This is a genomic window from Streptomyces phaeolivaceus, from assembly GCF_009184865.1.
Taxonomy (GTDB): domain Bacteria; phylum Actinomycetota; class Actinomycetes; order Streptomycetales; family Streptomycetaceae; genus Streptomyces; species Streptomyces phaeolivaceus.
On record NZ_CP045096.1, the window covers coordinates 7830170 to 7856366 of the forward strand.

The 26197-nt window shown below is 70.0% G+C and carries 32 protein-coding genes; 9 read left to right on the top strand and 23 right to left on the bottom strand.

Annotated features, from left to right (window positions below):
- The first annotated feature begins 269 nt into the window (after positions 1 to 269).
- The 9 genes from F9278_RS36030 (at position 270) to F9278_RS36070 (ending at position 9907) form a co-directional block, all read left to right on the top strand.
- A complete protein-coding gene (locus F9278_RS36030; protein WP_152172028.1) occupies positions 270 to 953 on the top strand; it encodes a response regulator in 684 nt (227 codons plus the stop codon).
- 199 nt (positions 954 to 1152) lie between these two features.
- Positions 1153 to 3888 carry an FtsK/SpoIIIE family DNA translocase gene (locus F9278_RS36035; RefSeq protein WP_404818973.1) on the top strand — a complete coding sequence of 912 codons (2736 nt, stop codon included), beginning with the start codon at positions 1153 to 1155 and terminating at the stop codon, positions 3886 to 3888.
- A gap of 324 nt (positions 3889 to 4212) precedes the next feature.
- The gene (locus F9278_RS36040; protein WP_152172030.1) at positions 4213 to 5076 is read left to right on the top strand and encodes a helix-turn-helix domain-containing protein; all 864 of its coding nucleotides are present in this window, start codon (positions 4213 to 4215) and stop codon (positions 5074 to 5076) included.
- Positions 5077 to 5200: 124 nt separating this feature from the next.
- Positions 5201 to 6682, top strand: coding sequence for a 30S ribosomal protein S12 methylthiotransferase RimO (rimO, locus tag F9278_RS36045; protein ID WP_152172031.1), 1482 nt, complete (start codon positions 5201 to 5203; stop codon positions 6680 to 6682).
- The gene (gene pgsA, locus F9278_RS36050) at positions 6679 to 7425 is read left to right on the top strand and encodes a CDP-diacylglycerol--glycerol-3-phosphate 3-phosphatidyltransferase (protein WP_152172032.1); all 747 of its coding nucleotides are present in this window, start codon (positions 6679 to 6681) and stop codon (positions 7423 to 7425) included. Before rimO ends, pgsA begins: the two co-directional genes overlap by 4 nt.
- The gene (locus F9278_RS36055) at positions 7422 to 7967 is read left to right on the top strand and encodes a CinA family protein (RefSeq protein ID WP_152172033.1); all 546 of its coding nucleotides are present in this window, start codon (positions 7422 to 7424) and stop codon (positions 7965 to 7967) included. Before pgsA ends, F9278_RS36055 begins: the two co-directional genes overlap by 4 nt.
- Positions 7968 to 8076: 109 nt before the next feature.
- Positions 8077 to 8454: a helix-turn-helix domain-containing protein gene (locus F9278_RS36060; protein WP_005481441.1), complete on the top strand. Its 378-nt coding sequence runs from the start codon at positions 8077 to 8079 to the stop codon at positions 8452 to 8454.
- Positions 8455 to 8675: 221 nt separating this feature from the next.
- A complete protein-coding gene (locus tag F9278_RS36065) occupies positions 8676 to 9146 on the top strand; it encodes a Dps family protein (protein ID WP_152174330.1) in 471 nt (156 codons plus the stop codon).
- A gap of 527 nt (positions 9147 to 9673) precedes the next feature.
- Positions 9674 to 9907, top strand: coding sequence for a helix-turn-helix domain-containing protein (locus F9278_RS36070; protein ID WP_152172034.1), 234 nt, complete (start codon positions 9674 to 9676; stop codon positions 9905 to 9907).
- A 111-nt stretch (positions 9908 to 10018) separates the two neighbouring features.
- On the opposite strand, the gene F9278_RS46455 is transcribed toward F9278_RS36070, so the two are convergent.
- From F9278_RS46455 to F9278_RS36180, 23 genes are all read right to left on the bottom strand, one after another.
- Entirely contained in the window at positions 10019 to 10717 is a 699-nt protein-coding gene (locus tag F9278_RS46455) for a DUF6415 family natural product biosynthesis protein (protein ID WP_193241784.1), read from the bottom strand.
- 95 nt (positions 10718 to 10812) lie between these two features.
- Positions 10813 to 11997, bottom strand: coding sequence for a helix-turn-helix domain-containing protein (locus F9278_RS36080; RefSeq protein WP_152172035.1), 1185 nt, complete (start codon positions 11995 to 11997; stop codon positions 10813 to 10815).
- Between the two features lie 154 nt (positions 11998 to 12151).
- Positions 12152 to 12493 (bottom strand): hypothetical protein, encoded by a 342-nt coding sequence (locus tag F9278_RS36085; RefSeq protein WP_152172036.1) that lies wholly within the window; start codon positions 12491 to 12493, stop codon positions 12152 to 12154.
- Positions 12490 to 12855: a hypothetical protein gene (locus F9278_RS36090; RefSeq protein ID WP_152172037.1), complete on the bottom strand. Its 366-nt coding sequence runs from the start codon at positions 12853 to 12855 to the stop codon at positions 12490 to 12492. The genes F9278_RS36085 and F9278_RS36090 overlap by 4 nt, the downstream gene beginning before the upstream one ends.
- A 3-nt stretch (positions 12856 to 12858) precedes the next feature.
- Positions 12859 to 13779, bottom strand: a complete 921-nt coding sequence (locus tag F9278_RS36095) for an N-acetylmuramoyl-L-alanine amidase (RefSeq protein WP_193241785.1) — start codon at positions 13777 to 13779, stop codon at positions 12859 to 12861.
- On the bottom strand, positions 13772 to 14008 hold the full coding sequence (locus F9278_RS36100) for a hypothetical protein (protein WP_152172038.1): 237 nt from the start codon (positions 14006 to 14008) through the stop codon (positions 13772 to 13774). Before F9278_RS36100 ends, F9278_RS36095 begins: the two co-directional genes overlap by 8 nt.
- A 72-nt stretch (positions 14009 to 14080) precedes the next feature.
- A complete protein-coding gene (locus F9278_RS36105; protein WP_152172039.1) occupies positions 14081 to 14332 on the bottom strand; it encodes a hypothetical protein in 252 nt (83 codons plus the stop codon).
- A 13-nt stretch (positions 14333 to 14345) separates the two neighbouring features.
- The gene (locus F9278_RS36110) at positions 14346 to 15959 is read right to left on the bottom strand and encodes a right-handed parallel beta-helix repeat-containing protein (RefSeq protein WP_152172040.1); all 1614 of its coding nucleotides are present in this window, start codon (positions 15957 to 15959) and stop codon (positions 14346 to 14348) included.
- Between the two features lie 13 nt (positions 15960 to 15972).
- Positions 15973 to 19101 carry a hypothetical protein gene (locus tag F9278_RS36115; RefSeq protein ID WP_152172041.1) on the bottom strand — a complete coding sequence of 1043 codons (3129 nt, stop codon included), beginning with the start codon at positions 19099 to 19101 and terminating at the stop codon, positions 15973 to 15975.
- A 12-nt stretch (positions 19102 to 19113) separates the two neighbouring features.
- The gene (locus F9278_RS36120; RefSeq protein ID WP_152172042.1) at positions 19114 to 21264 is read right to left on the bottom strand and encodes a phage tail protein; all 2151 of its coding nucleotides are present in this window, start codon (positions 21262 to 21264) and stop codon (positions 19114 to 19116) included.
- Between the two features lie 27 nt (positions 21265 to 21291).
- Positions 21292 to 21582 (bottom strand): phage tail assembly protein T, encoded by a 291-nt coding sequence (locus F9278_RS36125; protein ID WP_152172043.1) that lies wholly within the window; start codon positions 21580 to 21582, stop codon positions 21292 to 21294.
- 50 nt (positions 21583 to 21632) lie between these two features.
- Entirely contained in the window at positions 21633 to 22016 is a 384-nt protein-coding gene (locus tag F9278_RS36130) for a hypothetical protein (protein ID WP_226967097.1), read from the bottom strand.
- On the bottom strand, positions 21998 to 22369 hold the full coding sequence (locus F9278_RS36135) for a hypothetical protein (protein ID WP_152172044.1): 372 nt from the start codon (positions 22367 to 22369) through the stop codon (positions 21998 to 22000). Before F9278_RS36135 ends, F9278_RS36130 begins: the two co-directional genes overlap by 19 nt.
- Positions 22369 to 22788, bottom strand: coding sequence for a phage tail tube protein (locus F9278_RS36140; RefSeq protein ID WP_152172045.1), 420 nt, complete (start codon positions 22786 to 22788; stop codon positions 22369 to 22371). Before F9278_RS36140 ends, F9278_RS36135 begins: the two co-directional genes overlap by 1 nt.
- 13 nt (positions 22789 to 22801) lie before the next feature.
- Positions 22802 to 23203 (bottom strand): DUF3168 domain-containing protein, encoded by a 402-nt coding sequence (locus tag F9278_RS36145; protein ID WP_152172046.1) that lies wholly within the window; start codon positions 23201 to 23203, stop codon positions 22802 to 22804.
- Positions 23200 to 23403 carry a hypothetical protein gene (locus F9278_RS36150; protein ID WP_226967098.1) on the bottom strand — a complete coding sequence of 68 codons (204 nt, stop codon included), beginning with the start codon at positions 23401 to 23403 and terminating at the stop codon, positions 23200 to 23202. The genes F9278_RS36145 and F9278_RS36150 overlap by 4 nt, the downstream gene beginning before the upstream one ends.
- 3 nt (positions 23404 to 23406) lie before the next feature.
- Positions 23407 to 23553: a hypothetical protein gene (locus tag F9278_RS46460; RefSeq protein ID WP_193241786.1), complete on the bottom strand. Its 147-nt coding sequence runs from the start codon at positions 23551 to 23553 to the stop codon at positions 23407 to 23409.
- A 5-nt stretch (positions 23554 to 23558) separates the two neighbouring features.
- Positions 23559 to 23930: an HK97-gp10 family putative phage morphogenesis protein gene (locus F9278_RS36155; protein WP_152172048.1), complete on the bottom strand. Its 372-nt coding sequence runs from the start codon at positions 23928 to 23930 to the stop codon at positions 23559 to 23561.
- A gap of 3 nt (positions 23931 to 23933) precedes the next feature.
- Positions 23934 to 24260 (bottom strand): hypothetical protein, encoded by a 327-nt coding sequence (locus tag F9278_RS36160; RefSeq protein WP_152172049.1) that lies wholly within the window; start codon positions 24258 to 24260, stop codon positions 23934 to 23936.
- 10 nt (positions 24261 to 24270) lie between these two features.
- Positions 24271 to 24612 carry a phage head completion protein gene (locus tag F9278_RS36165; protein ID WP_152172050.1) on the bottom strand — a complete coding sequence of 114 codons (342 nt, stop codon included), beginning with the start codon at positions 24610 to 24612 and terminating at the stop codon, positions 24271 to 24273.
- Positions 24609 to 25205: a head-tail connector protein gene (locus F9278_RS36170; protein ID WP_152172051.1), complete on the bottom strand. Its 597-nt coding sequence runs from the start codon at positions 25203 to 25205 to the stop codon at positions 24609 to 24611. Before F9278_RS36170 ends, F9278_RS36165 begins: the two co-directional genes overlap by 4 nt.
- Positions 25206 to 25217: 12 nt before the next feature.
- On the bottom strand, positions 25218 to 25820 hold the full coding sequence (locus tag F9278_RS36175) for a hypothetical protein (RefSeq protein WP_152172052.1): 603 nt from the start codon (positions 25818 to 25820) through the stop codon (positions 25218 to 25220).
- Positions 25820 to 26191, bottom strand: coding sequence for a hypothetical protein (locus F9278_RS36180; RefSeq protein ID WP_152172053.1), 372 nt, complete (start codon positions 26189 to 26191; stop codon positions 25820 to 25822). Before F9278_RS36180 ends, F9278_RS36175 begins: the two co-directional genes overlap by 1 nt.
- Positions 26192 to 26197: the final 6 nt, after the last annotated feature.

Genomic DNA, 26197 nt, shown 5'->3' on the forward strand with positions numbered 1-26197 from the left:
GTTGGGGGGCGCACGGAGTTGCTGACTGAGTGTGGCCGAGGTCGTGTAGAAACGCGGGATTCGGGGAACCTTCTGGTCCCCGCTTGCGTTTCTGCTACGAGCACAGTGACATCACGGTGACAGGGTGTGGCGACAGGCGGGGTGCGGCTACGATGACCGGCACAAGGACGGGTGGCGCGAGGGAGTCGTCCCCTGGGGTGACGCCGAGCGGTGTCACGTCGAGTCCTGCGGACAGGGGAGGCCCCAAGCCGGGGCGAGGAGGACGGGCCATGGTGCAGAAGGCCAAGATCCTCCTGGTCGATGACCGGCCGGAGAATCTGTTGGCGCTGGAGGCCATCCTCTCCGCGCTCGATCAGACACTGGTGCGGGCATCGTCCGGGGAGGAAGCGCTCAAGGCGCTGTTGACGGACGACTTCGCGGTCATTCTGCTGGACGTCCAGATGCCGGGAATGGACGGTTTCGAAACGGCCGCGCACATCAAGCGGCGCGAACGGACCCGGGACATCCCGATCATTTTTCTCACCGCCATCAACCACGGACCGCACCACACGTTCCGCGGGTACGCGGCGGGTGCGGTCGACTACATCTCGAAGCCGTTCGACCCCTGGGTGCTGCGCGCCAAGGTCTCGGTCTTCGTCGAGCTGTATATGAAGAACTGCCAGCTCAGGGAGCAGGCGGCGCTGTTGCGGCTTCAGTTGGAGGGTGGCGGCAAGGGTGCGGCGGGCGGTTCCAAGGAGCCCTCCGGCGGCATTCTCGCCGAGCTGTCCGCGCGGCTCGCGGCCGTCGAGGAGCAGGCGGAGGCGCTGTCCAAACAGCTCGACGACGACTCCGCGGACGCCGCCGCGGTGGCCACCGCGGCCCATCTCGAACGCAAACTGACGGGCCTGCGCAGGGCGCTGGACGCGCTGGAGCCGGGCGCGGGCGGACCCCCGTCGCTGCCGTCGCAGAACTGAGCACGTTCCGGAGCGCGGGCGGGGCCAGGGAAGTGGCCCGAGCCCGCGCCCAGTTGTGGTCCGCAGGCCGTACGGGTGATTCACGCGTGCTGAGGGCCTGTCAGACCGTGTCAGCTTCGGGACGTCGGCAGCGCGACACGAACGGGTGAAGCAGTAGGCACACGTGTCGGCTGTGGCCTCCACCGGTAACCTCACACCCATGGCCTCACGTCAGTCCGCAGCGAAGAAGCCGCCCGCGAAGAAGGCGTCCGCTCCGACGAAGGCTCCGGCGAAGAAGGCCCCCGCGAAGAAAGCCGCCGCCAAAAAGGCACCCGCCAAGAAGGCGGCGGCGAAGAAGACGGCCCCTCCTAAGCCGGCGCCCAATCCCACCGGGGGCGTGTACAGACTCGTACGCGCCATCTGGCTCGGTGCCGCACACGCCGTCGGCGCCGTCTTCCGCGGCATAGGGCAGGGCGCGAAGGGTCTCGACCCGGCGCACCGCAAGGACGGAGTCGCGCTCCTGCTGCTCGCCCTCGCCCTGATCGTCGCCGCCGGTACCTGGTCCAATCTGCGCGGCCCGGTCGGCGACCTCGTCGAGATGCTCGTGACCGGCGCCTTCGGCCGGCTCGACCTGCTCGTGCCGATACTGCTCGCGGTCATCGCCTTCCGGTTCATCCGGCACCCCGAGAAGCCCGACGCCAACGGCAGGATCGTCATCGGCCTGTCCGCGCTGGTCATCGGGGTCCTCGGCCAGGTCCACCTGGCGTGCGGGTCGCCCGCCCGCAGCTCCGGTATGCAGGCGATAAGGGACGCCGGCGGGCTCATCGGCTGGGGCACGGCCACCCCGCTGACGTACACCATGGGCGAGGCCCTCGCCGTGGCGATGCTCGTGCTGCTCACCGTCTTCGGGCTGCTCGTCGTCACCGCGACCCCGGTCAACGCGATCCCGCAGCGGCTGCGGCTGCTAGGGCAGAAGCTGGGCATCGTCGCCGACGACGAGGACGACGAGGAGTTCGGCGAGGACGACGCCCGCTACGGCGAGCAGTGGCGCGACGCGATCCCCGCGCGCCCCCGCAGGCGCGGATCCGCCCCCGAGCCGTACGACCCCGACAGCGCCGAGCAGGAGGCCCTCACCCGGCGCCGCCCGAGGCGCTCGGCCGTCCGGCAGCCCGACCCGAACCGGCCGATGGACGCCGTGGACGTCGCCGCTGCCGCCGCTGCCGCGCTCGACGGGGCCGTGCTGCACGGGATGCCGCCCTCGCCGGTGGTCGCCGACCTCACCCAGGGTGTGAGCGTGGGGGACCGGGAGGAGACCACGCCCGTCCCGGCCGCGCGCAGCAAGCCGGCCAAGGAGGAGTCCCCGGCCGCCAAGCCGCCCAAGGGCGCCCGCCAGGACGCCCTGGTGCCGGACCTGACCAAGCAGGCCCCGGACGCGCCCCGCGACCTGCCGCCGCGCGCCGAACAGCTCCAGCTCTCCGGCGACATCACCTACTCCCTGCCCTCGCTGGACCTCCTGGAGCGGGGCGGCCCCGGCAAGACGCGCAGCGCGGCGAACGACGCCATAGTGGCCTCCCTGTCGAACGTGTTCTCGGAGTTCAAGGTCGACGCGTCCGTCACCGGCTTCACGCGCGGGCCGACGGTCACCCGCTACGAGGTCGAGCTGGGCCCGGCGGTCAAGGTCGAGCGGATCACCGCGCTCACCAAGAACATCGCCTACGCCGTCGCCAGCCCGGACGTCCGGATCATCAGCCCGATCCCCGGCAAGTCGGCCGTCGGCATCGAGATCCCCAACACCGACCGCGAGATGGTCAACCTCGGCGATGTGCTGCGTCTCGCGGACGCGGCCGAGGACGACCATCCGATGCTGGTCGCGCTCGGCAAGGACGTCGAGGGCGGCTATGTGATGGCCAATCTGGCGAAGATGCCGCATGTGCTCGTCGCGGGTGCGACCGGCTCGGGCAAATCGTCGTGCATCAACTGCCTGATCACCTCGGTCATGGTCCGCGCGACCCCCGAGGACGTCCGCATGGTCCTCGTCGACCCCAAGCGCGTCGAACTGACCGCGTACGAGGGCATCCCGCACCTCATCACCCCGATCATCACCAACCCCAAGCGGGCCGCCGAGGCGCTCCAGTGGGTCGTGCGCGAGATGGACCTGCGCTACGACGACCTGGCCGCGTTCGGCTACCGCCACATCGACGACTTCAACGAGGCCATCAGGAACGGCAAGGTGAAGCTGCCCGAGGGCAGCGAGCGCGAGCTGTCCCCGTACCCGTATCTGCTGGTGATCGTGGACGAGCTGGCCGACCTGATGATGGTCGCGCCCAGGGACGTCGAGGACGCGATCGTGCGCATCACCCAGCTCGCGCGCGCGGCCGGCATCCATCTGGTGCTCGCCACACAGCGGCCGTCCGTGGACGTCGTCACCGGTCTGATCAAGGCGAACGTGCCCTCGCGGCTCGCCTTCGCCACCTCCTCGCTCGCCGACTCGCGGGTCATCCTCGACCAGCCCGGCGCCGAGAAGCTGATCGGCAAGGGCGACGGGCTGTTCCTGCCGATGGGCGCGAACAAACCGACCCGGATGCAGGGCGCGTTCGTGACCGAGGACGAGGTCGCGGCGATCGTCCAGCACTGCAAGGACCAGATGGCGCCCGTCTTCCGGGACGACGTCACGGTCGGCACCAAGCAGAAGAAGGAGATCGACGAGGAGATCGGCGACGACCTCGATCTGCTGTGCCAGGCGGCCGAACTGGTCGTCTCCACCCAGTTCGGCTCGACCTCCATGCTCCAGCGCAAACTGCGCGTCGGCTTCGCCAAGGCAGGCCGGCTGATGGACCTCATGGAGTCCCGGGGTGTGGTGGGCCCGAGCGAGGGCTCCAAGGCTCGTGACGTTCTTGTGAAACCCGATGAACTGGACGGCGTGCTCGCCGTGATCCGGGGGGACACTGGGGCGTAAGGACCGCAAGCGGTGTCGCGGAGGGGCGCGAGCGGGGCGCACGGCAGGGAAGAGCGGTTGTCCGGCGGGCGGAACACGGATGCAATTACGGCATCCGGGTATTCGAACGTGACTCACCCGTAAGGAAATGGTGAGCAACCGTTTCCCTTCGTCGTACGTCAAGTTGGACGAGGGGACAGCCCCGTGCCCCACCCTCAACCACCAGCAGGATGTCCGGCCATTCTGATGGCGTACAAAGTCCCACCGCCCGGTTGCCCCACCCTTTCGTACCCCCCCTAGACTGAACTTCCAGCACAGGTGGCTACACGCTCGAAAGGCGCCCCCGTGTCCATCGGCAACTCCCCTGACGGCAACTTCCCCGAAGACGAGCGTCCGTTCGAAGACGACCGTGACGAACGCTCGGCGGAACGCCCCTCGATCGGCCGTGCCCTCCAGCAGGCCCGTATCGCTGCCGGGCTGACCGTCGACGACGTCAGCAACGCCACCCGGGTCCGCATCGCCATCGTGCACGCGATCGAGCAGGACGACTTCGACGCCTGCGGTGGCGACGTCTACGCGCGCGGTCACATCCGCACCCTCGCGCGCGCCGTCCGCACCGACCCCGTCCCGCTGCTCGACCAGTTCGCCGAGACGCGCGGCGGGCGGCCCGCGCCGACCCCGGCGGCACCGCTGTTCGAGGCGGAACGGATCCGGCCCGAGCGGCGCGGTCCCAACTGGACCGCCGCCATGGTCGCCGCGATCGTCGCGGTGATCGGTTTCGTCGGCTTCACCGCCTTCGACGGCGGGGACGACGGCGACACCACCCAGGTCGCCGAGGGCTCCACGCCGACCACCAGCAAGTCCGCCTCGCCCACGCCCAAGGCCGACAAGTCCGACGCCGACCCGAAGCCCGACCCGACCGAGAGCGCCATCGCCGCCGCGCCCCGCGACAAGGTGACCGTGCAGGTCAGCGCCTCCGACGGCCGCAGCTGGATCTCCGCCAAGGACCACAACGGCCAGCTCCTGTGGGACGGCCTCCTCAAGCAGGGCGAGTCCAAGACCTTCCAGGACAGCTCCAAGATCGACCTCGTCCTCGGTGACGCCGGGGCCGTCCAGCTCTACGTCAACGGCAAGAAGATCAAGGACGACTTCCAGCCCGGTCAGGTCGAACGACTGACGTACACGAAGGGCGACCCGGAGGTCGGCTGAGCCTTCGATACGTCCGGGCCGCGGACGTACAGACGATTCAAAGGGAAACGCGGGTACGGGGTTGGCCAAGATCGGCCAACCCCGTCGACGTGGGCTGTCAGTGGGACGAAGTAGTCTTGAGCCCATGCCTGAACGCCGTACCGTCGCACTCGTCACTCTTGGCTGCGCCCGTAACGAGGTGGACTCGGAGGAGCTCGCAGGCCGCTTGGAGGCGGACGGCTGGGAGCTCGTCGAGGACGCCGAGCAAGCGGACGTCGCGGTCGTCAACACCTGTGGCTTCGTCGAAGCCGCCAAGAAGGACTCCGTCGACGCGCTCCTGGAGGCCAACGACCTCAAGGGGCACGGCAGAACCCAGGCCGTCGTGGCCGTCGGCTGCATGGCCGAGCGATACGGCAAGGATCTGGCCGAGGCGCTGCCCGAGGCCGACGGCGTGCTCGGCTTCGACGACTACGCGGACATCTCCGACCGTCTCCAGACCATCCTGAACGGCGGCATCCACGCCTCGCACACCCCGCGCGACCGGCGCAAGCTGCTGCCGATCAGCCCGGCCCAGCGCCAGGAGTCCGCGGCCGGGGTCGCGCTTCCGGGACACGCCCCCGTCGATCTTCCGGAAGGTCTCGCTCCGGCTTCCGGGCCGCGCTCACCGCTGCGCCGCCGGCTGGACGGCTCACCCGTCGCCTCCGTGAAGCTCGCCTCCGGCTGCGACCGCCGTTGCTCGTTCTGCGCCATCCCCTCCTTCCGTGGCTCCTTCATCTCGCGCCGGCCCTCGGACGTGCTGAACGAGACCCGCTGGCTGGCCGAGCAGGGCGTCAAGGAGGTGATGCTCGTCTCCGAGAACAACACCTCGTACGGCAAGGACCTCGGCGACATCCGGCTCCTGGAGTCCCTGCTGCCCGAGCTGGCCGATGTCGACGGCATCGAGCGGGTCCGCGTCAGCTACCTCCAGCCCGCCGAGATGCGGCCCGGCCTCATCGACGTGCTCACCTCCACCCCCAAGGTCGTGCCCTACTTCGACCTCTCCTTCCAGCACTCCGCCCCGGCCGTGCTGCGCTCGATGCGCCGCTTCGGGGACACCGACCGCTTCCTGGAGCTTCTCGACACCATCCGCGGCAAGGCCCCCGAGGCCGGTGTGCGGTCCAACTTCATCGTGGGCTTCCCCGGCGAGAGCGAGGACGACCTCGCGGAGCTGGAGCGCTTCCTGAACGGCGCGAGACTGGACGCCATCGGCGTCTTCGGGTACTCCGACGAGGAGGGCACCGAGGCGGCCACGTACGAGAACAAGCTGCCCGAGGACGTCGTCGCCGAGCGTCTCGCACACGTCTCGCGGCTGGCCGAGGAGCTGGTCTCGCAGCGCGCCGAGGAGCGCGTCGGCCAGACCGTGCGCGTGCTGGTCGAGTCGGTCGACGGCGACGAGGGCGCGTACGGCCGCGGTGCGCACCAGGCGCCCGAGACGGACGGGCAGGTGCTGTTCACGAGCGGCGAGGACTTGAGCGTCGGCCTTATGGTCGAGGCGAAGGTGGTCGGCACGGAAGGCGTCGACCTGGTGGCCGAGGTGCTTCCGGGTTCGCTCGGCTCCCTCGTGTGTACTGAGGAGGCGGCCAGATGACGGGAGTCCCGGCATCCGCGGCGGGCGGCACCTCCGGCGCCAAGGGCGCGACGAGCGCCTCCGGCGTCACCGGCGCCCCGAGCGCCGCCGCCCCGAGTGCTGCCGGGGAGACACGGCCCGTACGAGGCGGGAAGCTGGGAGCCGCCGCCGTCAACCAGGCCAGCCTCTGGAACATCGCGAACATCCTGACCATGGTCCGCCTGGTCCTCGTACCGGGCTTCGTGGTCCTGATGCTCATGGACGGCGGGTACGACCCGGTCTGGCGGGCCTGGGCCTGGGCCGCCTTCGCCGTCGCCATGATCACCGACGTCTTCGACGGCCATCTGGCCCGGACCTACGACCTCGTCACCGACTTCGGGAAGATCGCCGACCCCATCGCCGACAAGGCGATCATGGGCGCCGCGCTGATCTGTCTGTCCTCCCTCGGCGATCTGCCGTGGTGGGTGACCGGAGTCATCCTCGGCCGGGAACTCGGGATCACGCTCCTGCGTTTCATCGTCATCCGGTACGGAGTCATCCCGGCGAGCCGCGGCGGCAAGCTGAAGACCCTGACCCAGGGCATCGCCGTCGGGATGTACGTCCTGGCGCTGGAGGGCCCCCTGGCCACCCTGAGGTGGTGGGTGATGGCCGCCGCGGTCATTCTGACCGTCGTCACCGGAATCGACTATGTGAGACAGGCCATTGTGCTGCGCCGCCGCGGAACCGCCGAGCGCGAAGCTGCGGCGGAGGGAGCGGAGCGTTGAATTCCACGGCCGCCGACGTGCTGCGACTACTGACGGTGAGGGGTGAGACGCTCGCCGTCGCCGAGTCGCTGACCGGCGGTCTGGTCGCCGCCGCGATCACCGAGGTCCCCGGCGCCTCGACGGCCTTCCGGGGCTCGGTCACCGCGTACGCCACGGACCTCAAGCACCAGTTGCTCGATGTCGACGCCATCCTCCTGGACCAGCGTGGAGCGGTGGATCCGCAGGTCGCGGCCCAGATGGCGGACGGCGTCCGCAAGGCGCTCGGCGCCGACTGGGGGATTTCGACCACCGGAGTCGCGGGCCCGGAACCCCAGGACGGCCGGCCCGTCGGCACGGTCCATGTGGCCGTCGCCGGGCCGTCCACAGCCGATTCCGGCGTATCAGGTGGCGGGAAAGTGTCGTCGTTGCGGTTGAACGGCGGCCGGGCGGAAATCCGTATGGAGAGTGTACGGAGCGTACTCGCACTGCTTCTTCAGGAGCTTGCGGGCGAACAGACCGGGAATGAGCGGGCACAGGATACGGAACAGAACGGGGGGACTTGATGTTTGCAGCCCTGAGTGAACACAACAGCGCTCCCCGCACGGCCGCAGCGCGAGGCGGTACGGTGGGGCGTGAAGGATGCGGCTACGCGGTCCGAGGAGGGAGCCACCGATGATTCTGCTCCGTCGCCTGCTGGGTGACGTGCTGCGTCGGCAGCGCCAGCGCCAGGGCCGTACTCTGCGCGAAGTCTCCTCGTCCGCCCGAGTCTCACTCGGCTATCTCTCCGAGGTGGAGCGGGGGCAGAAGGAGGCTTCCTCCGAGCTGCTCTCCGCCATTTGCGACGCGCTGGACGTACGGATGTCCGAGCTCATGCGGGAAGTGAGCGACGAGCTCGCCCTTGCCGAGCTGGCCCAGTCCGCAGCAGCCACCGAGCCGGTACCAGCACCAGTACGTCGACCGATGCTCAACTCCGTCTCGGTGGCCGGTGTGCCACCGGAGCGGGTCACGATCAAGGCACCCGCCGAAGCGGTGGACGTCGTCGCGGCGTGACCTGCCGCGACGGCGCGCGTGCGGTTCGGCGCGTGCCGGTGAAGAAGAAGTAGAGAAGCGGTAGCAGCGAAACGGGAGCCCCGGGCGGGGCCTCCAGGGAGACCTGGGGGCGCCGGCCGGGGCTCCCGCGTTGCCCGGGGCCTCCCGTTTGCCGGGGTGTCGGCGTGCGGTCATGGTGGTCTGGTGGTCTTACGTGCGTCCAGAGAATCCGGAGCGTGCTGATGTATGTGGTGAAGAGCCCGTTGTCCGAGGCCGATCTCAAGACCGTCTCCGAAGCGCTGCAAGGTGCCCTGGTCGATCTCGTCGACCTCTCCCTCGTGGCCAAGCAGATCCACTGGAACGTCGTCGGCCCCCGTTTCCGCTCGGTCCATCTCCAGCTCGACGAGGTCGTGGACACCGCCCGGCTGCACTCCGACACGGTCGCCGAACGCGCCTCCACCCTCGGCGTCCCGCCGGACGGGCGGGCCGGGACGGTGGCCGGGAGCAGCGGCATCGGCAAGGTGCCCGGAGGCTGGGTCAAGGACGCGGACGCCGTGGGGGCCCTGGTGGACGCGCTCGGCGCGGTGATCACCCGGATGCGGACACGCGTGGAGAGCACCGCCGAGGCGGATCCGGTGAGCCAGGACATCTTCATCGGGATCACGGCGGATCTCGAGAAGCACCATTGGATGTTCCAGGCGGAGAACGGATAGCGAGGCCAGGGCCATGAATCGCTTCTGACCTGCGGCGGAGCATCGTTCAACGTGTCGCATCACGTTGCGTCGCCTTCCGGTATTTCACGGAAGGAACCCGGAATCCGAGCCTGCAGCGGAAGGCTCCCGGAAGACGCGGAGCCCCCGGCCAGACCAGGCCGGGGGCTCCGTGCGTGCGTAACCCCCGCTCCGGTTGGGGCGCAACCGGAGCGGGGGCGCTTCGTGGGGGGCGCATTGAAGCTACCCCTGTGAGCGGAATTGCCTAGGGCGCTCCCGTCTCGTTCATCCGATCGAGTGAACGTGTGTTCGATTTTGCCACGCGATACCCAGCCTCGCGATGGCGGGGGTTCGATGTGCGAGGGTGATCTCGCCGTCCAATGTCAGCCAAATCTCGCGAGGCTGATTTCTGTTCACTTTTAAACGGAATGCGGGTCTGCCCTAATGGCTAACCCGCACGTCTGTGCCGGGGCTGAGAATGCTGAATAGATTCAGTCGACATACGATCACGGGGCATCGAGCGTTGTCGAGTGCGAGAGCTGCCCGACGACGACTCCTGGATGCTCGATGACCGCCGGGTCATCGGTGCGCGTATCCGAGCCGAACGCAAGCGGCAGCGGCTCAGTCAGAACCAGCTCATCCTGGCTGCACGTATAGACCGCGTCACCATCTGGCGCGTCGAGACTGGTCGGGACACGAGCCTTTCCACGCTGCAGCGCATCGCGCACGTCCTCGACGTACCGCTGTCCGACCTCGTGCAGTGATCCGCCGCCGCGGGGGACGGCGGCGGATCACCAGCCGCCCACCCCGGAACAGTCGGGGCCCCTTGGGCGGCCCCACCAGTGCGGGGAGACAATCCCGCACCGGTGGCAGTCTCAGCGGCGTTCCGCCAGCTGCCGTTGCGCCATCCGCCAGGCGAGGTGCAGGCGCCGGGCAGCCCCACAGTCGTCGCCCTTGGCGTTGCCGTCCCCGTCCAGGGCCCGGCACGTCGGGCAGGTCATCCCGTGGTCCAGGATCCGCTGGTACGCGGCTTCAGGGTCTTCGTCGACGCAGACGTGCACCTGCACCACTCGGCCGGGCCCGGAGCCGGTGTCGATCCAGCACTCCTCGACCTGGCCCGTCGCCGGGTGCGTCAGGTTGTCGAAGTGGTCGCACAGGGCGTTCACGGAACGGGCGAGGCGCTGGGCGTGCGCGAAGCCTGCGGGCAGCGTGGCGGCGCCCTCCAGGCTCAGGCGCGTGCGGGCCTCGTCGACGCAGGCGAGCGCGCACTTCCGCGGGATGTCGTCCTCGTCAAGCCTCCCGGTTGCGGCCTCCACCTCGGGGATGGCCAGCATGATGTACCCGCGCAGTTCGAGGATGAGCGTTTTCAGCTCGTCCTCGGTGCTGGGCAGTTCCGCGTCTTCTACGAGCAGTCTGCGGGCGCTCGCGCGCATCGTCTCGATGTCGATCGGCAGAGTCGCCTGCTCTGGCGTATCGCTCGGCGCGTCGGGCCAGATGTCGGCGGCTTGGGAGGCGAGGGCCGCGCGGCGATCGCGGTCCTTCGGCGTACGGCGTTGTGGCATGTTCGGCTCCATGCACAGACGGTTTACTGACCATCACATGGTGTCGGCATGGCAAGGCCGGAACTATCAGACCTCATTGATAGTCCCGGCCAAAGGTTGACGGTGCGTTAGGCGCCCAGCCAGGCGCCGTAGTTGATGAGGTCGTCGGGCATCTGACGCCTCGCCGCCTGCAGCCCCGAGTACGTCTCTCGCACAGTCGGGTGGTACCGGGTCTGCTGCGGTGCGAGCTTCCGCGCCCTCAGCAGATTCCGGAACGCGTCGTCGGTACGGCCGGTCCACATCTGCGCGCGGGCCACCTCGGCGTAGTGGTGCGCCATCCGCGACGGCGGCCAGTCGTCCGGCATCCGGATCGATTCGGCCTTCTCCACCGCCTCGCCGTACTGGTCCAGTTCGGCGAGGACGCTGACCCGGTGGACGCCTACGTTCGTCGGTCCGAAACTCAGCCAGTGGACCGCCTCTGCGGGGCCCGTGCGAGTCGCGATCCGGCCGGCTTCGGCGAGGTGCCCCTCCGCCGTGTCGCGGTCCTTGTCGCGGCCGGCCAGCACGGCGGCGCCCAGGTGCATCTGGCCCGTCACCACGTCCCGCTCCTGGCCGTCGTCGGCCTGATCCAGCGTCGACATCCCGAGCCGAATCAGCCGCTTGCCCGTCGTGTAGTCGCTCGCCCGCAGATAGGCGAGGGCACGGAGGTATTGCCGCATGCCGCCGAGGATCGGATCCGAGGCGCGCTGCGCTGCCCACTCCAGCCGGTCCAGGGCGATCGCCGACAGGTCTATGAACCCGAGCTTGGTGGACACGTCGTACGCCGTGCGATAGCTGCTGGCGAGCGTCCGCCACGCTTCGGTCGTCCCCTCGACGTGCGCGACCGTCGTCGCCTCGACGATCAGGGCCGGCAGTTCGGTGGCGACCTGCTTGATGTTCGTGGCGCGGACGAGGCGGCACATCTCCTCGGCCTGGTCCGCAAGGTCGCTGAGCTGGCGCGGGGTGATGTCCGGGTCAGCGCCCAAGTCGTACAGGTTCAGGGCCTCGCGGATGGGATGGATCAGGCCGTCCAGGTGGTCCTGCTGCAGCTCTTCCAGGTAGGGCTGACCGGTGAGTTCCGTGACGGGGACCGAGAGCGCGTGGGCGAGCGCCCCTATGACGGACGGGCTGGCCGGGATGTGGCCCTGCTCGACTTTGGTCAGGGTGCTGTACGAGACACGACTGCGGTGAGCCAGCTCACGTTGCGTCAGCCGACGGCGTTTACGCGCCGACTTGATCCGTGCGCCGGTGTGCTCCTCGATGCGCTGTGGCATGCTGAACTCCGTTCTGCTCGACATCAGAACGGTACCCCTGGTCGGCTCCAGGGTGTGCGGCGCTCGGCCCCCGCCTGGTGGTGGGGGCCGACGTATTCCCGGACACGAGAAGTGCCCCCTGCACGACCGGGGAAGGCCGTGCAGGGGGCATCCGTTATGACGTGTCGGTGTCGGGCGCGAGGGTCCTCGTGCGGCGGTCCACGCGGTCGACGGCGTCCCGTAGCGAGGCGCCGGAGTTGGGTTGCAGCTCGTGCTCGACGGCGGCCACCCGCTCCTCGATCCCGTGCAACCGGGCCATGACGCCCGGACGCGCGAGCACGCCAGGCCGCGCCGGCGTGCCGTTCCAGTCGTCGGCCAGGTCGTCGAGCCGGTCGACGATCCGCCGCACGCCGCGCCACACCCGCCACACCAACGCGATCAGCCCTGCGATCGCCACGGCGGCCAGGGCCCAGATGACGAGGACGTCGACAGCCGGGACGCCGGTGCCCTCACTCATCTCGGCCTCCCGTCCTCGCCCAGCGCATTCAGCATCCGGTAGAACTCGCTGATGTCCTCCCGCATCGCCGCCCGGTCCAATCGCAGTCGGACCGGCGCGGTCACCGGCCTCACGTACTGCGGCGGGCGCGCCCAGCCGAGGAGGATCCCGGCGAGTGTCTGCAGGGGCTGCCACGACATGCGTTCGGCCAGCTCCTCCAGGAGCCGGAACACGGTGTAGTACCCGGCGGTGAGCGCCGCCCCGACATACAGGGTGACGGTGGCGTCGTCGAGGTCCAGGCCGATGCGCGCGGCCAACGCGAGGACGAGTCCGACCACGCCCGGGACGAGCGTGCGCATCAGGCTGACGAAGAGGTTGGGCATCAGTCAGTCCACCACCTTGAATCCGGCCTTCAGGCCGAGTCGGGTCAGGGAGTCGCGGCCGGGGATCCCGTCCGCGTCGTCGCCCCGGTAGCCGCCGCCGGCCTCGGAGCGCTGCCACCGGGCGTAGCCGGGCGTGGTCCTGGTGCCCCAGTGCCCGTCGACGTACAGCTCGTCGAGGAGCCCGCGGTCGCCGAGCGCCGTCTCGACAGTGATCACGCCCTTGTACGACACCGGCGTGCCGGGCCTCTTCGGGTCGCCGAGCGCCGCCTCCCGGAGCCTCCTGAGGCTGACGGTGGGTGTCGACGGCGCGGGCGTGGACGGCCCGGGAGCGCCGCTGCCGAGGCGCCTGTCGACCCTCTTCTGCATCGCCTTCCAGTCGACGCCCAGGGGGTCGACCTTGCCGGGCTGCCAGTCGAGGTGGCGGAACGCCGAGACGGTGTTCCAGCCGTGGTGCCGGCAGACCGCCGCGGCGACGCGCTCGATCGCGTCGAGCTGGGCCTGCGGCCAGGGGTCCTCGCCGTCGCCGAGGTTCTCGCACTCGAAGCCGTAGAAGTGGCGGTTGCCGTCGACCGTCGCCTCGTCGTCGACGGGCAGGGCCTTCTCGGCGATGACGGCGCGCAGGACGTCCGGGTCGCCGAGGCCGGCGTGGTTGGCGCGGCCGTAGCCGACCAGGTGCACGCGGCCGTCCTTGGTGATGACGCCGTGGCAGAGCGGGCCGGGCAGGCCCGAGTAACCGTTCCTGCACAGGGACACGGTGTGCGCGCTGCCCCGCGTGACGGTGTGGTGGAACATCACCCCGTGCACGGGGCCCCACGGGCCCACGTGGTTGCGGTTGTGGTCCTCCCAGTCGCCGACCTCGACGACGGCCAGGCCCTCGGTGCGCAGGGCGGCGGCGAACCGGGGGGCGGTCATCGGTTCAGCCATCGGAGCGCACCCCTTCGGTCGCCGCCAGGAGTACGGCGCAGTCCTTGGCCTCGCGGAGCTTGCGCAGGCCTGCGGTGAGTTCGGGGTCGTCGGGCAGTAGCCGGAGCAGATCGGCGGCCGCGTCGTGGAAGACGCGGCTGACGGGCTGCAGTTCGGTGGGCAGGTGCTTGTAGGCGAACCCGCGGCAGGCCTGCACGGTGCTCGGGTGCCGTCCTTGTGTGGCGTCCATAAGGGGCCTCGTTTCTCGGGCATGACAATGCCCCGGCCTGGTGGCTCGGGGCGTGCGAGGGGTGAGAGTGGATCAGTCCTCGGGGGCGCCGATCCTCTGCGGACGGATCATGATCGTCACGTTGCGGCTGGTGTCGCTGTGGTAGCCGGACGCCTCCACCAGCACCCCGTTCGGGGCGCCCGGGCCGGTCGGCCACGCATCCAGCTCGGCCAGGATGAACGCCCGGACGGCCTCGGCCTGCCAGACGTCGCCGTGGGCGTCGGCGGCTTCGACCTGGGCGACGACGTCCGCCACGAGCCCTTCGGCGCGGATGGTGAGACTCAAGGGGGCCTCCAGGTCAGGTGAGGTCGGTGGCGGTGGTGTTCGGGGAGGTGGAGCCGTCCTGCAGCTGACCGGTGGCGTAGGTGCCGCGCCAGTCGTTGCCGTACCGGCTCACCGTGGTCACGCCGGAGGCGATGGACAGGGCGTAGGCGGCCTCGTTGCCGGAGCCGTGCGGGCGGACCTTGTTCCCGGAGAGGTTCAGGGAGTCCGCGGCGGTGGAGATCCGTACGCCGTAGAAGGTGTTGTTCGTGGTCCGGCCTGGGCTGCGGACGAAGTTGTTGCGGAGCTGGATGAAGTTGCCGCCCTGGACGAGGATGCCGTTGCTGCCGGGCTCGCGGATGACGTTGGAGTCGACGTTGATGTTGGTGCCGGTCACGACGGTCACCCCGTGGGAGCCCGGGTTGTAGATGATGTTGGAGTCGACCGTCAGCGAGTTGCAGTTCTCCGTCGACACGGCGCTGCCGTTGACGTTGTTGAGGCTGTTGCCGGTGACCGTGGCCCGGGAGACCTCTTGCAGCCGGATACCGGCCTGCCCGGACGTGGAGCCGTCGATCGTGTTGCCCGTGATCGCGACGTTGAGGACGGTGCCGGTGGTCTCCCCGAGGCAGACGATCGGCTCGTCGTAGGCGAGGCCGCCCCGGAAGGAGTTGCCGGTGATCGCGATGTTCCGCATCAGCTGTGAGGCGGATGTCTGGGTGCCGTCGGGGAGTTTGGTGTCCTCGGTGTCGGCGACGATCACGGAGCGGCAGCGCACCCCCGACCCGCAGTCGACGAAGGTGTTGCCGGTGACGGTGACGTCCTCCCAGGAGTACGCGCTGATCGCGTACTGCAGGACGCCCTCGAACGCGCAGTCCGAGATGCGGATCCGCCGGTGATATTTGGTGATCGTCGCGGAGTGGCTGCCGATTCCGCGCGGCCACGCGGTGGTGCCGGCCGTCCCCGAGGCCCCGAAGTGACAGCCGTTGATCAGAATGTCTTCGCTCGGGGTGTGGTCGTAGGGGCCGAACGCGCCGAAGACGGTGACGGACTTGGCGAGGTCGATGTTGACGGCCTCGGAGAAGTCGCGGCTGCCGGGGTCGACGAACCCGCGGAAGCGGCAGTTGGTCACCACGCCGTGCAGCGTCGAGTTCAGCTCGATCGCGTGATAGCCCGGCACGTCGCGGACTTCGAGGTCGCGGATGACGATGTCGGTGGCGTGGCCGATGGAGATGCACATCGCCGAGGCGGTCAGGCCGCTGGTCGTGCCCCTCATGTTCCACAGGCCGCCCTCGATGACGATCCTGCTGTGACCGGTGTACCCGCCGAAGCTCTGGCCCGCGTCGCCGTTGACGATCATCGTTCCGGCGACGTTGCGGCGGAACTCCGCGCCGGCCATCAACCTGAGCCGGGTGTTGGTGTAGATCCGCAGGGTCGCGCCGATGAGGTACACCCCGGGCGGGACGAGGACCTCGGCGCCGCCCATGTCGCGGGCGGCGTTCAGCGCCAGCTGGATGCCCGGGTCAGCGTTGACGGTGCCGGAGGAGTCCGCGCCGAAGTTGGTGACCTGGAAGGAACTGCGCTGGTTCATGGACTCCAGGCGGCCGGCCGTGATGTCCATCCCGGCGAACCACTCCTCGACCGGTGTCGCCACAAGGTGCTCCTCTCTACAGGGACGCGATCGCCGGGTACGCCAGCGCCACCGGGGCGTCGGCGGCGTGGGATTTGGTGACGCCGTTGTAGGAGCGGGCACCGACGGTGAAGGTCTGCGGATTGCTGGTGCCGGAGATGGCGGTGACGAGGATCTGTTCGCCGCCGACCTCGATCAGGATCGGCATCTCGTTGGCGTCGGTGGTCCACCGCGGCCCCGCGGTGACGTTCACGCTGAGCGTGCCGTCGTCCGCGTCGACGCCGACGTCGAGCTGGCTGCCGTCGGTGTTCGCCTTCGCGGGCGCGTGGCTGCCGACGACGATCCGCAGGTCGTCGATGTAGACCGCGTCCTCCCCGGCGGTCGCGGAGTTGTCCTTGGCGTACCGGAAGACGACCGCGGACTTGCCGGTGACGTCGACGGTGAACTTCGTCCACCCGACCGCCCCTTGGGCGCGCAGGACCTGGACGCCATCGACGAGGACCAGGAGCCGGTCCCCCTCGAAGCCCGGCCCGGACGCCTCGGACGAGGTGCGGTACCAGAACGAGAACGACGACGCTGCCGCCGGCAGCACGAGTGCCGCATCGGAGGTCTGGTTGTTGGCGATCGCCCCTGAGCGCAGTGAGTACGTGCCGGAGTGTTTCTGGGCGCTGGTGCGTGTCCACGGCAGGCTGCCGCCGCCGGTGATCGTGACGTCGTAGAGCGCGTCCTCGAACCCTTCGTGGACGGTGTTGGTGGTCGCCAGGCGCAGGGGGCCACCGGGCGAGCAGTTGAACGTGATCGTCCAGCGGTGCAGGTCGAGTTCCTCGTGCCAGCCCTGCACGATCAGATCGAGGTGCCCGAACTCGACGTAGCCGGGCAGGTTGGTGATGCGGATCAGGTCGCCCTCGCGCAGCGCCAGGACGCCGGGGATGAGTGTCTGGGCGCCGGGCTTGTGGAGCATGACGGTGACCTTGGGGTAGCGGGCGCCGTCGTAGGTGAGCAGGTGCAGCAGCCAGTACGCGATCGGCTCGGTCTGGGTGTCGGCGAACAGCGACAGCTCGGGTGCGGTGTCGTAGGAGCCGATCCGGTCGACCGCGAACTTTCCGTCGGTCTTCACGGCGCGGCCCTCGCTCCCGCCGGCGCGTTTGACGGTGATGTCGTTGCGGACGGAGTCGGCCTCTTCGGCGGGCCTGAGGTTCTCGTCGTCGAGGCCGGGCATGGTGCAGTCCAGGACGAGGCGCGGTTCCTGGGTGTACATGCTGGAGCGCTCGCGCAGGACCAGGCCGAGCCGGTCGCGGTCCTCGATCAGCATGCCGCCGTCGGCCTCGGCCGCCTGGTGCAGCAGTTCGAGGAGCTCCTCGGGGCGTTGCGGCCCGACCCGCTCGGGGGTGAGACGGCCGGGGATCCGGGCCATCGGCAGGCCCTCCTCGGATGCCAGACGGCGCAGGCGGAGCCATGCTGTCTCGCCCGCGTAGCCGGTGTCGGAGCCGGTGTAGAGGGTGCTGCCCGCGTCGGGGAGGACCGACAGATGGCCGAACCCCCACCCCTCGGTGGCCGCCCCCCAGTTCGCGGTGATCGCGGTCACCCGGCCGACGGTGCCGGCCACGGTGCGGGCGATGCCGCCCGCGTCGCCGCCGGGGTCCTGGAAGGCCAGTGTCCACGTCACGGTCCCCGCGTCCTCGCTGACGTAGAACCTGAGGCGTACCCAGTTGTGGAACACGTCGCCGCCCACAGCCACCGACTGGTTGACGACGGCCGTGCCGGAGGCGTCGTAGCCGATCACGCGCGCCGATCCGTTGCGGAGGTTCAGCGACCAGCGGCGCACGGTCCCGGTGGCGGAGACGCTGACGATCTCGGTGTCGGCCACGGGGGCGGTGTCGTCGGCGTTGTAGACGAACTCGACGTGCCACTGCCCGCCGGGGTCGTGGTCGGGCACGATCGCCGACAGCGTCGCGGCCGCCGACAGCTTGGGCAGCGGCTTGGAGCTGGGCAGCGTGTCCAGGGAGGCCCACTCCACGCCGGTCACCGAGGCCGCGGCGACGCCGGCGATCGGCGAGTACGCGCGCGAGGACTCCCGGTCCTCCTCGAAGTGCCAGTACGCGATCGGGTTCCCGGACGGGATCCGCCGCCTGAGGGTGGAGTTCAGGGCTTTGGTGCCCTGGTCGTAGCGGCGCAGGACCCCGGAGGCCTCCACTGAGCACCACACGTCGGAGCCGCCGGGTACCCACTCCTTCGGCCAGGTCGAGATCTCCCCGTGGAAGCGGTACGCCCGCTCGCTGATGCGCGCGGTGCCGTTGTAGGACCAGTCGCGGCCGGCGGAGTCGGTGAAGCCGGTGGTGCCGAGCGGCTGCGCGGTGAAGTCCGGGCTGGCGACGAGGACGCCGGCGCCCCACACCTGCGCGGCGTACACCTTGCCTTCGAAGGGGCGGCGCGGCGGGGTGACGGCCAGGTGGCTGGGGGAGACGGTCAGCGGTGTGGTGCTGGTGTGCACGGTGATCGGGCCGATGTCGGTGAAGGAGAACGTGTCCGCGATCTGCGTCCAGGGCCCGGCGATGGTCGGCGCCCAGTAGTGGGTCATCGACCAGCCGCCCGCGCCGTTGTCCGCGTCCAGGACCGTGCGCAGCGCGGCCCGGTCGGGCAGCACCGGCAGGGGCTGGGCGGTGAACACGAAGGTGCTGCTGCCGTAGTGGACCTGCATGTAGAGCGAGCCGTCTTGCAGGCGCATGTGGTACGAACGCTGTCCGGCGGCGCCCCATTTGCCGATGAGCATGACCGCGCCGGGCCCGTACCAGTTGGCTTCGCCCTCCCACCGCAGGTCGACGTCGCCGGTGATGTCGAGGGAGGCATGGTCGGGGGTGGAGGCGTAGGAGGTCTCGGCGCCGGTGAGTTCGAGGTAGCGGACGTCGCCGGGCACCGAGACGCGGATGCCCGTGTTCGGGCCGAGCAGCCCCCAGTAGGGCGACTCGGGGTTGCGGGTGGTGTATTTGCCGTCCCGGTTGTTCAGGGTGAGCGTCAGCGAGCCGGGGTCGGTGCGCGAGCCCATGTCGCGGCGGCCGTGGTCGATCGCCTTGACGTCGCGCACGTACACGTCACCGCTGATGTCGGTCCACACCCCATCGAGCCGCAGCTCGGTGCGGATGTCGAGGGGCGTGCTGGGAAACGCCACGGGCGAGCCTCCTTACGCGGTGGATGCCGGCTTACCGAAGGCCTTCTGGACGCTGCCGCCGCCGTCCTTGACGACGATCGCGCGGATGATCTGCTTGATCGCCTCGGGCCCGGCGACCTCGACGAGGATCCGCGTCGCCGCATCGGCCGCCGCGCCACCGCTGCGGCCGATCCGGTTGGCGGTGCGCAGGCCGGGGACGTCGACCAGGCCGTCCAGGGCCGACTGGACGCCGGGGGCGCCGGCGGTGATGCCTTGGCCGAAGGCGTCGGCGAGCGCCATGCCGGAGTAGAGGGTGTAGCCCTTGCCCGAGAAAGGACCGGTCTTCGCCGGGGAGAACGGGAAGTACTCGCGGGCTGCGCTGACGATCGATCCGGCCGCGTTCTTCACCGAGCCGAGCATGTTCTTGATGCCGTTGATGAACCCCTGGATCAGCGCCCGGCCGGCGCCGGTGAGGACGTTGCCGAGGTTGCCCAGCCCGGACTTCACCCGGCCCGGGATGCCCTTCACCCAGTTGATCAGCTCGGTCGCCTTGCGGACCGTGGCCGACTTCATGGCGGACCAGTGCTTGATCAGCAGGCCGAGCGCCGTCCAGTTGAGGAAGGCGTTGTAGATCCAGCCGGGGATCTGCTTCACCCAGGCCACGATCGCGTTCCAGATCTCCACCGTCTTCGAGCGGATCGTCGACCAGTGCTTGATGACCAGGCCGATGATCGTCCAGTTCAGGAAGAGATCCCACACCTTCTGCGCGATGCCCTTGATCCACGTCCAGACGGCGTTCCAGGCCGCGATCGTGAAGGCCTTGATCTCGTCCCAGTAGGCGATGATCAGCGCGACCAGGGCGATCACCGCGAGGATGATCCAGCCGACCGGGCCCATGGCGATCAGCCACTGCGCGGCCATGGTCGCCGCCCACCAGATCGCCCGCAGCGCCATCATGACGAACGTGCGGACGGCCATCGCGGCGGTGCGGGCGAGCGAGGCGGCGAACGTTGCCATGGAGCGCAGCGCGGCCCCGGCCCAGGCGGCGGCCGTACGAGTCGCCGAGGCGACCGCAGCGGCCCCGAGCCGCACGTACGTGGCGACCCCGAAGGCCAGCATCCGCGCCCACCCGGCGATGGCCAGGTAGGTCGAGGACGCCATCAGGGCGTTCGCCGTGGCGACGACCCGGGCGCCGATCGCCCAGGCCTTCATCCCCAGGACGACCGCGAAGATCCCCGTGGCGAGGACCGACAGGACGTCCGGGGGCAGTGCGTTGATGATCCGGGCGAGGAACAGCGCGACTTGCGCGCTGACCCCGATCAGCGGGCCCAGCGCGACGAGGAGGTTGAGGACCGCGGTGGTGACCTGGCCGAGGGTGGTCGCCCCCTCGCGGGCGAGGGCGATGAAATCCGCGAACCCCTCCGAGCTGGACAGGCTCTGCCCCCAGCGGGCGAACGCGGCCGTGCCCTCCTCGAACCCGCCGGACATCGAGGTCGACAGCGGCAGGAACGCCTTGATGATCCCGCCGATACCGACGGCGATGTTCTTCAGGCCGAACAGGAAGGACTTGAGGTTCTTCCCGGCGACCTTCGCCATGGAGTCGGCGAACGCCTGCAGGCCCTTGCCGGAGGTGGCGCGGTCGATCTCGTCGACGAACTCCCCGAAGGCCTCCGCCCCGGCCTTCGCGAACGGGGTGAGCGCCGGCAGCAGACGGCGAACGAGCTGCAGGCCTTTGGTGAAGGCCGGCATCGTGCTGGTCGACAGCGAGTCGGACCAGGCCGAGTAGTCCTTCTTCAGGCCGATGAACTCCTTGGCCGTCGCCCTGGTCGCCGGGGGCAGTTCGGCGAGGGCGTCGTTGTACGCCTTCTGCTTCTCGGCCGCGTCCGCAGCGCCCTCGGCCGCCGCCTTCTCGGCCTCCTCGGCGAGCGTGGCGACGTCGGCGATGGCCTGCATCTGCGGGCCGACGGCCAGCTGCAGCGCCTTCGCGGCGATACCGGCGGAGACGAAGCTCGCCGCCATCGCGCCGACGCCGGCCGTGACCGCGGCCGCCACCGGCAGCCCGACACCGAGACCGCCAACAGCCTTGCCGACACCGGTCAGGACCTTCTTGGCCTTCGCGGCACCGGCTTCCAGCTGGTCCGTGTCGATGCCGAGGCGGACCATCATCGAGGCGAGCGTGGCCACCGGCCATCACCCCCTCGCGCGCGCTATTCAGTTGTTGGTGACCACCAGCCCCTGCAGAGCGGAGTTCGCGACCATGGCCGCCTTGAACAGTTCCTCAGGGGTCTTGCGCACGCGGGTGCGGTCCCACTGAGGGATGAAGTCGGCGACCTTCGGGGCCCGTTGGCCCTTGCCCCGGTTCACCGCCACGATCGCCGCGGCGATCGTCGCCGCGTTCAGGTCCCCCCGCAGCCCTCCGAGGGGCCCGGCGAGCTGCTCGTAGGCGCGCCACTCGCTCAGCTCGTACGAGCCGGTCACGGCGAGCAGTTGGCGCACGGTCATGCCGAGGTGCGCGGCCAGACGGAAGTAGAACTGCCTCTCCGGCCGCGCCCTCAGTTTCCCGTCAGTTCCTTGACGTCCTCGTCGCGGATCCCGGACAGGCGGATCGCGACGTCGCACACCCGCTGCAGCGCGGCCGCGGACTTCTCCCCCAGCCGCTTGGTCTCCGCGGCCGACCGGAACAGCACCTTGCCGTCGCCGTCGACGAGCGAGGCGACCGCGAGCCGGGCCCGGAACCCCTCGATGCCCTCGGCGCGGACCGAGGTGCCGTCCTTGCCGACGAACTGGCCCTCGAACTTGTCGCGCTCGGTGCCGGTCAGCTCCCGCACGCGGACGGTGCCGTTCCACTCGGGCACGGGGACGTCCTCGTACTTGAGGTCGTCCGCGCCGAGGATCTGATCGGCGGACAGGTACTGCGTCACGGGCTGCTCTGACATGGGCTGCTCTCTTTCTCTGTCCGCCATTGCGGCGGGGGCTCGACGACGAGGGGCACGACGCGTTCCTCCTGGGCCGCGTCGCCGGTGGCCTCGTCGACGTACTTGCGTCCCTCCGCGTTGCGCAGCAGGACGGTGTGGCGGATGGCCCGGCCGCCGTCGAGCATGACCGGCCCGGCGCTGTCGTGCGCGGTGACGTCGTACGTCTCGCGCTCGATGCTGATCGGGGCGCCGACGGTCACGTCCGCGGGGTCGATGCAGTTCGCGCGCAGCCACGTCTTCAGCTGCTCGTGCCGCTCGGTGCCGAGGACTTCCAGGTACTGATCGGGCTCGTAGACGACCTGGTCGCCGGCCATCAGGAGCCGGTGGTGATGGTGGGCTTGCCGGACACCTTGAAGGTCAGGCTCGCGGCGAGCTTGTCGTCGTGCGGGGCCTCCGGCTCGAAGTTCGTCAGGATCGCGGCGAACGCCCAGGAGCCGAGCGTGCCCGGCCACACGACCTTGTAGTTGCGGGGCAGAGCGTCGGCGAAGTCGGCGATCAGGGCGTCGTGTTCGCGGGGGTCGTAGTTGATGTCGATCTCGACCTCTCCGCCGTCCTTCAGCCCGCCGATGAACTCGCGGTAGGCGTCCGGGGAGTCGTGGGCGGTGACGTCGTAGGTCTCCCTCTCGATGCCGGGCGGCGTGATGTCGGTGACGGCCGCGAGGGGGGTGAAGACTTCGGGGGTGGCGCCGTCGCCGCGCTGCAGCTGGGTGCCGAAAGCGTCCAGACCAGCCATGGTCTGTACCTCCTTACGCTTTGGTCAGCCACACGCGATAGCTGACGTTGATGTGCCGGATTTCGGGGTCGGGGTCGCGCAGCTCGGTGTGCTGCACATGCGCGACCGAGACGTCCTTGAAGCCCGTGACGGTCAGCGGCTGGCGGTCGAGGACGGCGTCGAGAGCGGCGAGGATGTCCGCGACCTCGCGGAAGCCCGCGTAGCGCGACCAGATGTGCAGCTCGACCTGGGCTTCCAGGCCGCGCTGGTTGTGGGCGTCGTCGACGGTCTCCGTGATCGAGCCGACGGTGACGTAGGGGTGCGCCTGGTCCTCGGGGACATCGTCGAACACCCCGGACACCAGAGCCGTCAGCGGGCTGTCCGCGCGGAGCCTGGTGACGACCGCCACCTGCAGGGGCCACAGGGCAGTCGTCACGGCGAGGCCTCGCAGGCCTCGCCGACGGGCGGGGCATCGAGGTGGTCAGCTGCGGAACGGAGCGCCGCAGCGAGCATCGTGCGGCTCAGGGAGAGCGCGCCCTCCCCGCTGACGGGGACCTCGACGTCGCCGACCTGCAGCTCGGCGCCGCCGCCGAGACGCATATAGATCGGCATGCTGATGGGAGCGGCCATGGCCATGGTTCACCCCCTCCCGCGCTGCTTGGCGTTGGCGATCTTCTTCTCGAGCCGGGCGATCTCCTTGCGCGCCTCGGCCGCCTTCTTCTCCGCGTCCGACAGGCGCTCACGCTCGCGCGCGAGCTGCCTCAGGTGGGAATCGAGCAGACTCACACCGGTCACCCCCCTCCGATGTGCCGGCGGAACGCGGCACGATACGTGCGGGTGACCTGCCGCCGGTGCTCGTTGAACGCCGGCACCAGGTACGGCTGGGCCTGCATCTTCGAGGTGCCCTTCTCGACGTACATCGCGTATTCGAGCTGGTCCGCGTCCCACACGCCGACGTCGGCCCGCCCGAAGTGGGTGTTGACGCGGTCGTCGAGAGCCTGGAACAGCTCACCCCGGTCCCGGGGGACCTTCTCCTGGGCGGTGCTCTTGACGTTGTCGGCCCACTCTCGGAGCGTCTCGTCGCGGGCCTGCCGCATGGCCTCGGGAACCCGCCCGACAGCGCGCAACGCCCGCTGCAGGCCGTCCAGCCGTGCCCGGACCATCGGTCAGGGCAGCTGCAGGACGGCGACGGTGACCGAGGTCGCCGCGCTGTAGGTGACCGCGGCCCGGCCGGTCACCGGATCCCGGAACGCGCTCTTGAGCGGGATGAACGCGTCGCCGCCGGCGGGGATGGTCTGCGCGGCGTCGGCGATCGCCAGGCCGCCGACCGTGCCCGGCGTCGCGACGGTGACCGTCTTGGACGACGCGTCGTCGTTGCGGACGTGCAGGACGAGCTTCTCCCCGCACGGGGCCTGGTCGCCGCCGCCGGCGGCGTTGGCGTAGGTGGGCTGAAGCCCGCCCAGGGGCATCGCTTGCGCGATCAGGACAGCCATATCGGGCTCCTCACGTGGTGCCGTTCAGGGGTTGGACGAGCATGCAGTTCGCCCGCCGGTAGACGTCGTCCACGGAGGGCTCGACGATGTACGTGACCTTCAGGACGCGGCCGGGCGGCCGCAGCTGGTCACCGCGGCGGACGTCGGTGCCCGGGTCGAAGTACCAGACCTCGTCCAGCTCGGCGCCGGTCTGATCGGCGGTAGTCCGCTCCCTGGCGGTGGGCTGCGATTTCCGGGCGCGCTCGGTGGCCTGGTGCACCCAGGTCTTCGTGCGGCCGCCGCCGCCGTCGTCGACGGCCGTCTCCCGCCACACCTCGACCTTGCGGTTGAGGAGGTGCCCGGCGCGGCTCACCTCGACCTCACCACCGCGACCCCGCCGCCGAAGCGCGCGGCGAGCTGCTCGCGCAGGTACTCGGGCAGCTCGATGTCGGTGATGCGGCCGCTGTCGCCGTAGGACACGGCGTAGTCCCCGATCCGCTCGGAGCGGATGTCCTTGGCGGCCAGGCCCTCGCCGTCGGGCTGGGCCCGGTGGTGGACGAGGACGGCGGCCGCGATCCGGCAGACCAGGCCCACCAGGTCCGCGGGGACCGTGGGCAGGCCGTGCAGCTGGGTGAGCTGCACCTCGGACGGCTCGCTGCCCAGCTGCCAGCCGCCGGGGCGCCACAGCTGGTGGGAGCGGAGCTTGTAGTCGGTGACGGTCCAGCCGTCGATGGTGACGGCGGAGACGGACTGGATCGGCGGCCCGGGCAGGGTCAGCCAGGGCGAGTTGTCCGGAGCCTCCAGGGTGACGGTGGAGGTGGTCTCGCTGATCGGCACGCCGGCCGCTTCCCGGACGGCGGCCGAGGCCTCCTCCAGGAACGTCCCGGCGAGGGCCTCCTCCTCGGGTGCGACGGTCAGGCCGCGGGCCTGAAGGTCGGCCACCGTCGCCAGCGGGTCCAGTGCCACGGTGGCCTCCTGTCAGCTCACAAGGTCGATCAGGTCGTCCTTGGTGTAGTTGGACGCGTCCTCGACCGAGAGCAGGCCCTTGGAGACGACGTGGGCGATCCACTCGGACTTCGGGGCGTCCTCCGCCGGGCGCCCGGGTCCGGTGAGGGCGCCGCTCTCGTCGTCGCCGGGGGTCGGGCCCGGGTGCTGGGCGAAGTCCGGGGGCAGGTCGATGATGTCCTGCCGGGTCATGCCCTCGGCCTGCTCCGCGTCGAGGCCGAGGACGGTCACCCCGTACAGCACCCAGTCCTTCTTGGGCGCCGACTTGGCTGGCCTCGGCACCGGATCTGGACCGGGCGTCCCCCCGCCGGCGGGCGCGGCCGGCTGCGCGGGCGCTTCCAGGGGGGAGCCGTCGGGGTTGACCTGCCGCAGGTAGCCCAGGCGCAGGCGCCGCTTCATCTCGGGGCTCATCTTGGCGGGCGTCATCTCGAAGACGGCGCCGCCCTCGCCCCGGATGAACACGGTGCCCTCGTCCTGCACCGGCGGCCGCGAGCGGGCGGCGGCGCCACGGCGGGCGCGCAGCAGCTGCAGCGCGGCCGCCAGCTCCTGTTCGGTGAACTCGTCGTTCCCAGCCATTACACGCTCCGCGGGATGCGCAGGGCGGTGATGGTGCCGGTCGTGGTGGTCGACTCGATCAGCATCGAGCCGTCCGACTGGATGAAACGGCCCGACTCGAACGGGCCGATGAAGCGGACGGTGCCGAACGCGATGGACACGGCGAGGTCGCCCTGACCGGCGGCGAGCGCGGGCGGGTTGTCGCCCGCCTTCACCGTCAGCGTGAGCGCGGTGTCGTCGTCGGTGTTCGACACCCGCAGCACGGTGTACTCCGGGACCGCCTTGACGATCCGCATGTTGTTGGTCGGCGCGGCGACCAGCGTCGTACCGGCGGGCTGCACGAGGTTGCCGTTGGCGACGAGGTTGCTGTACGCAACGTCGGTGGTGGCCATGTCGGG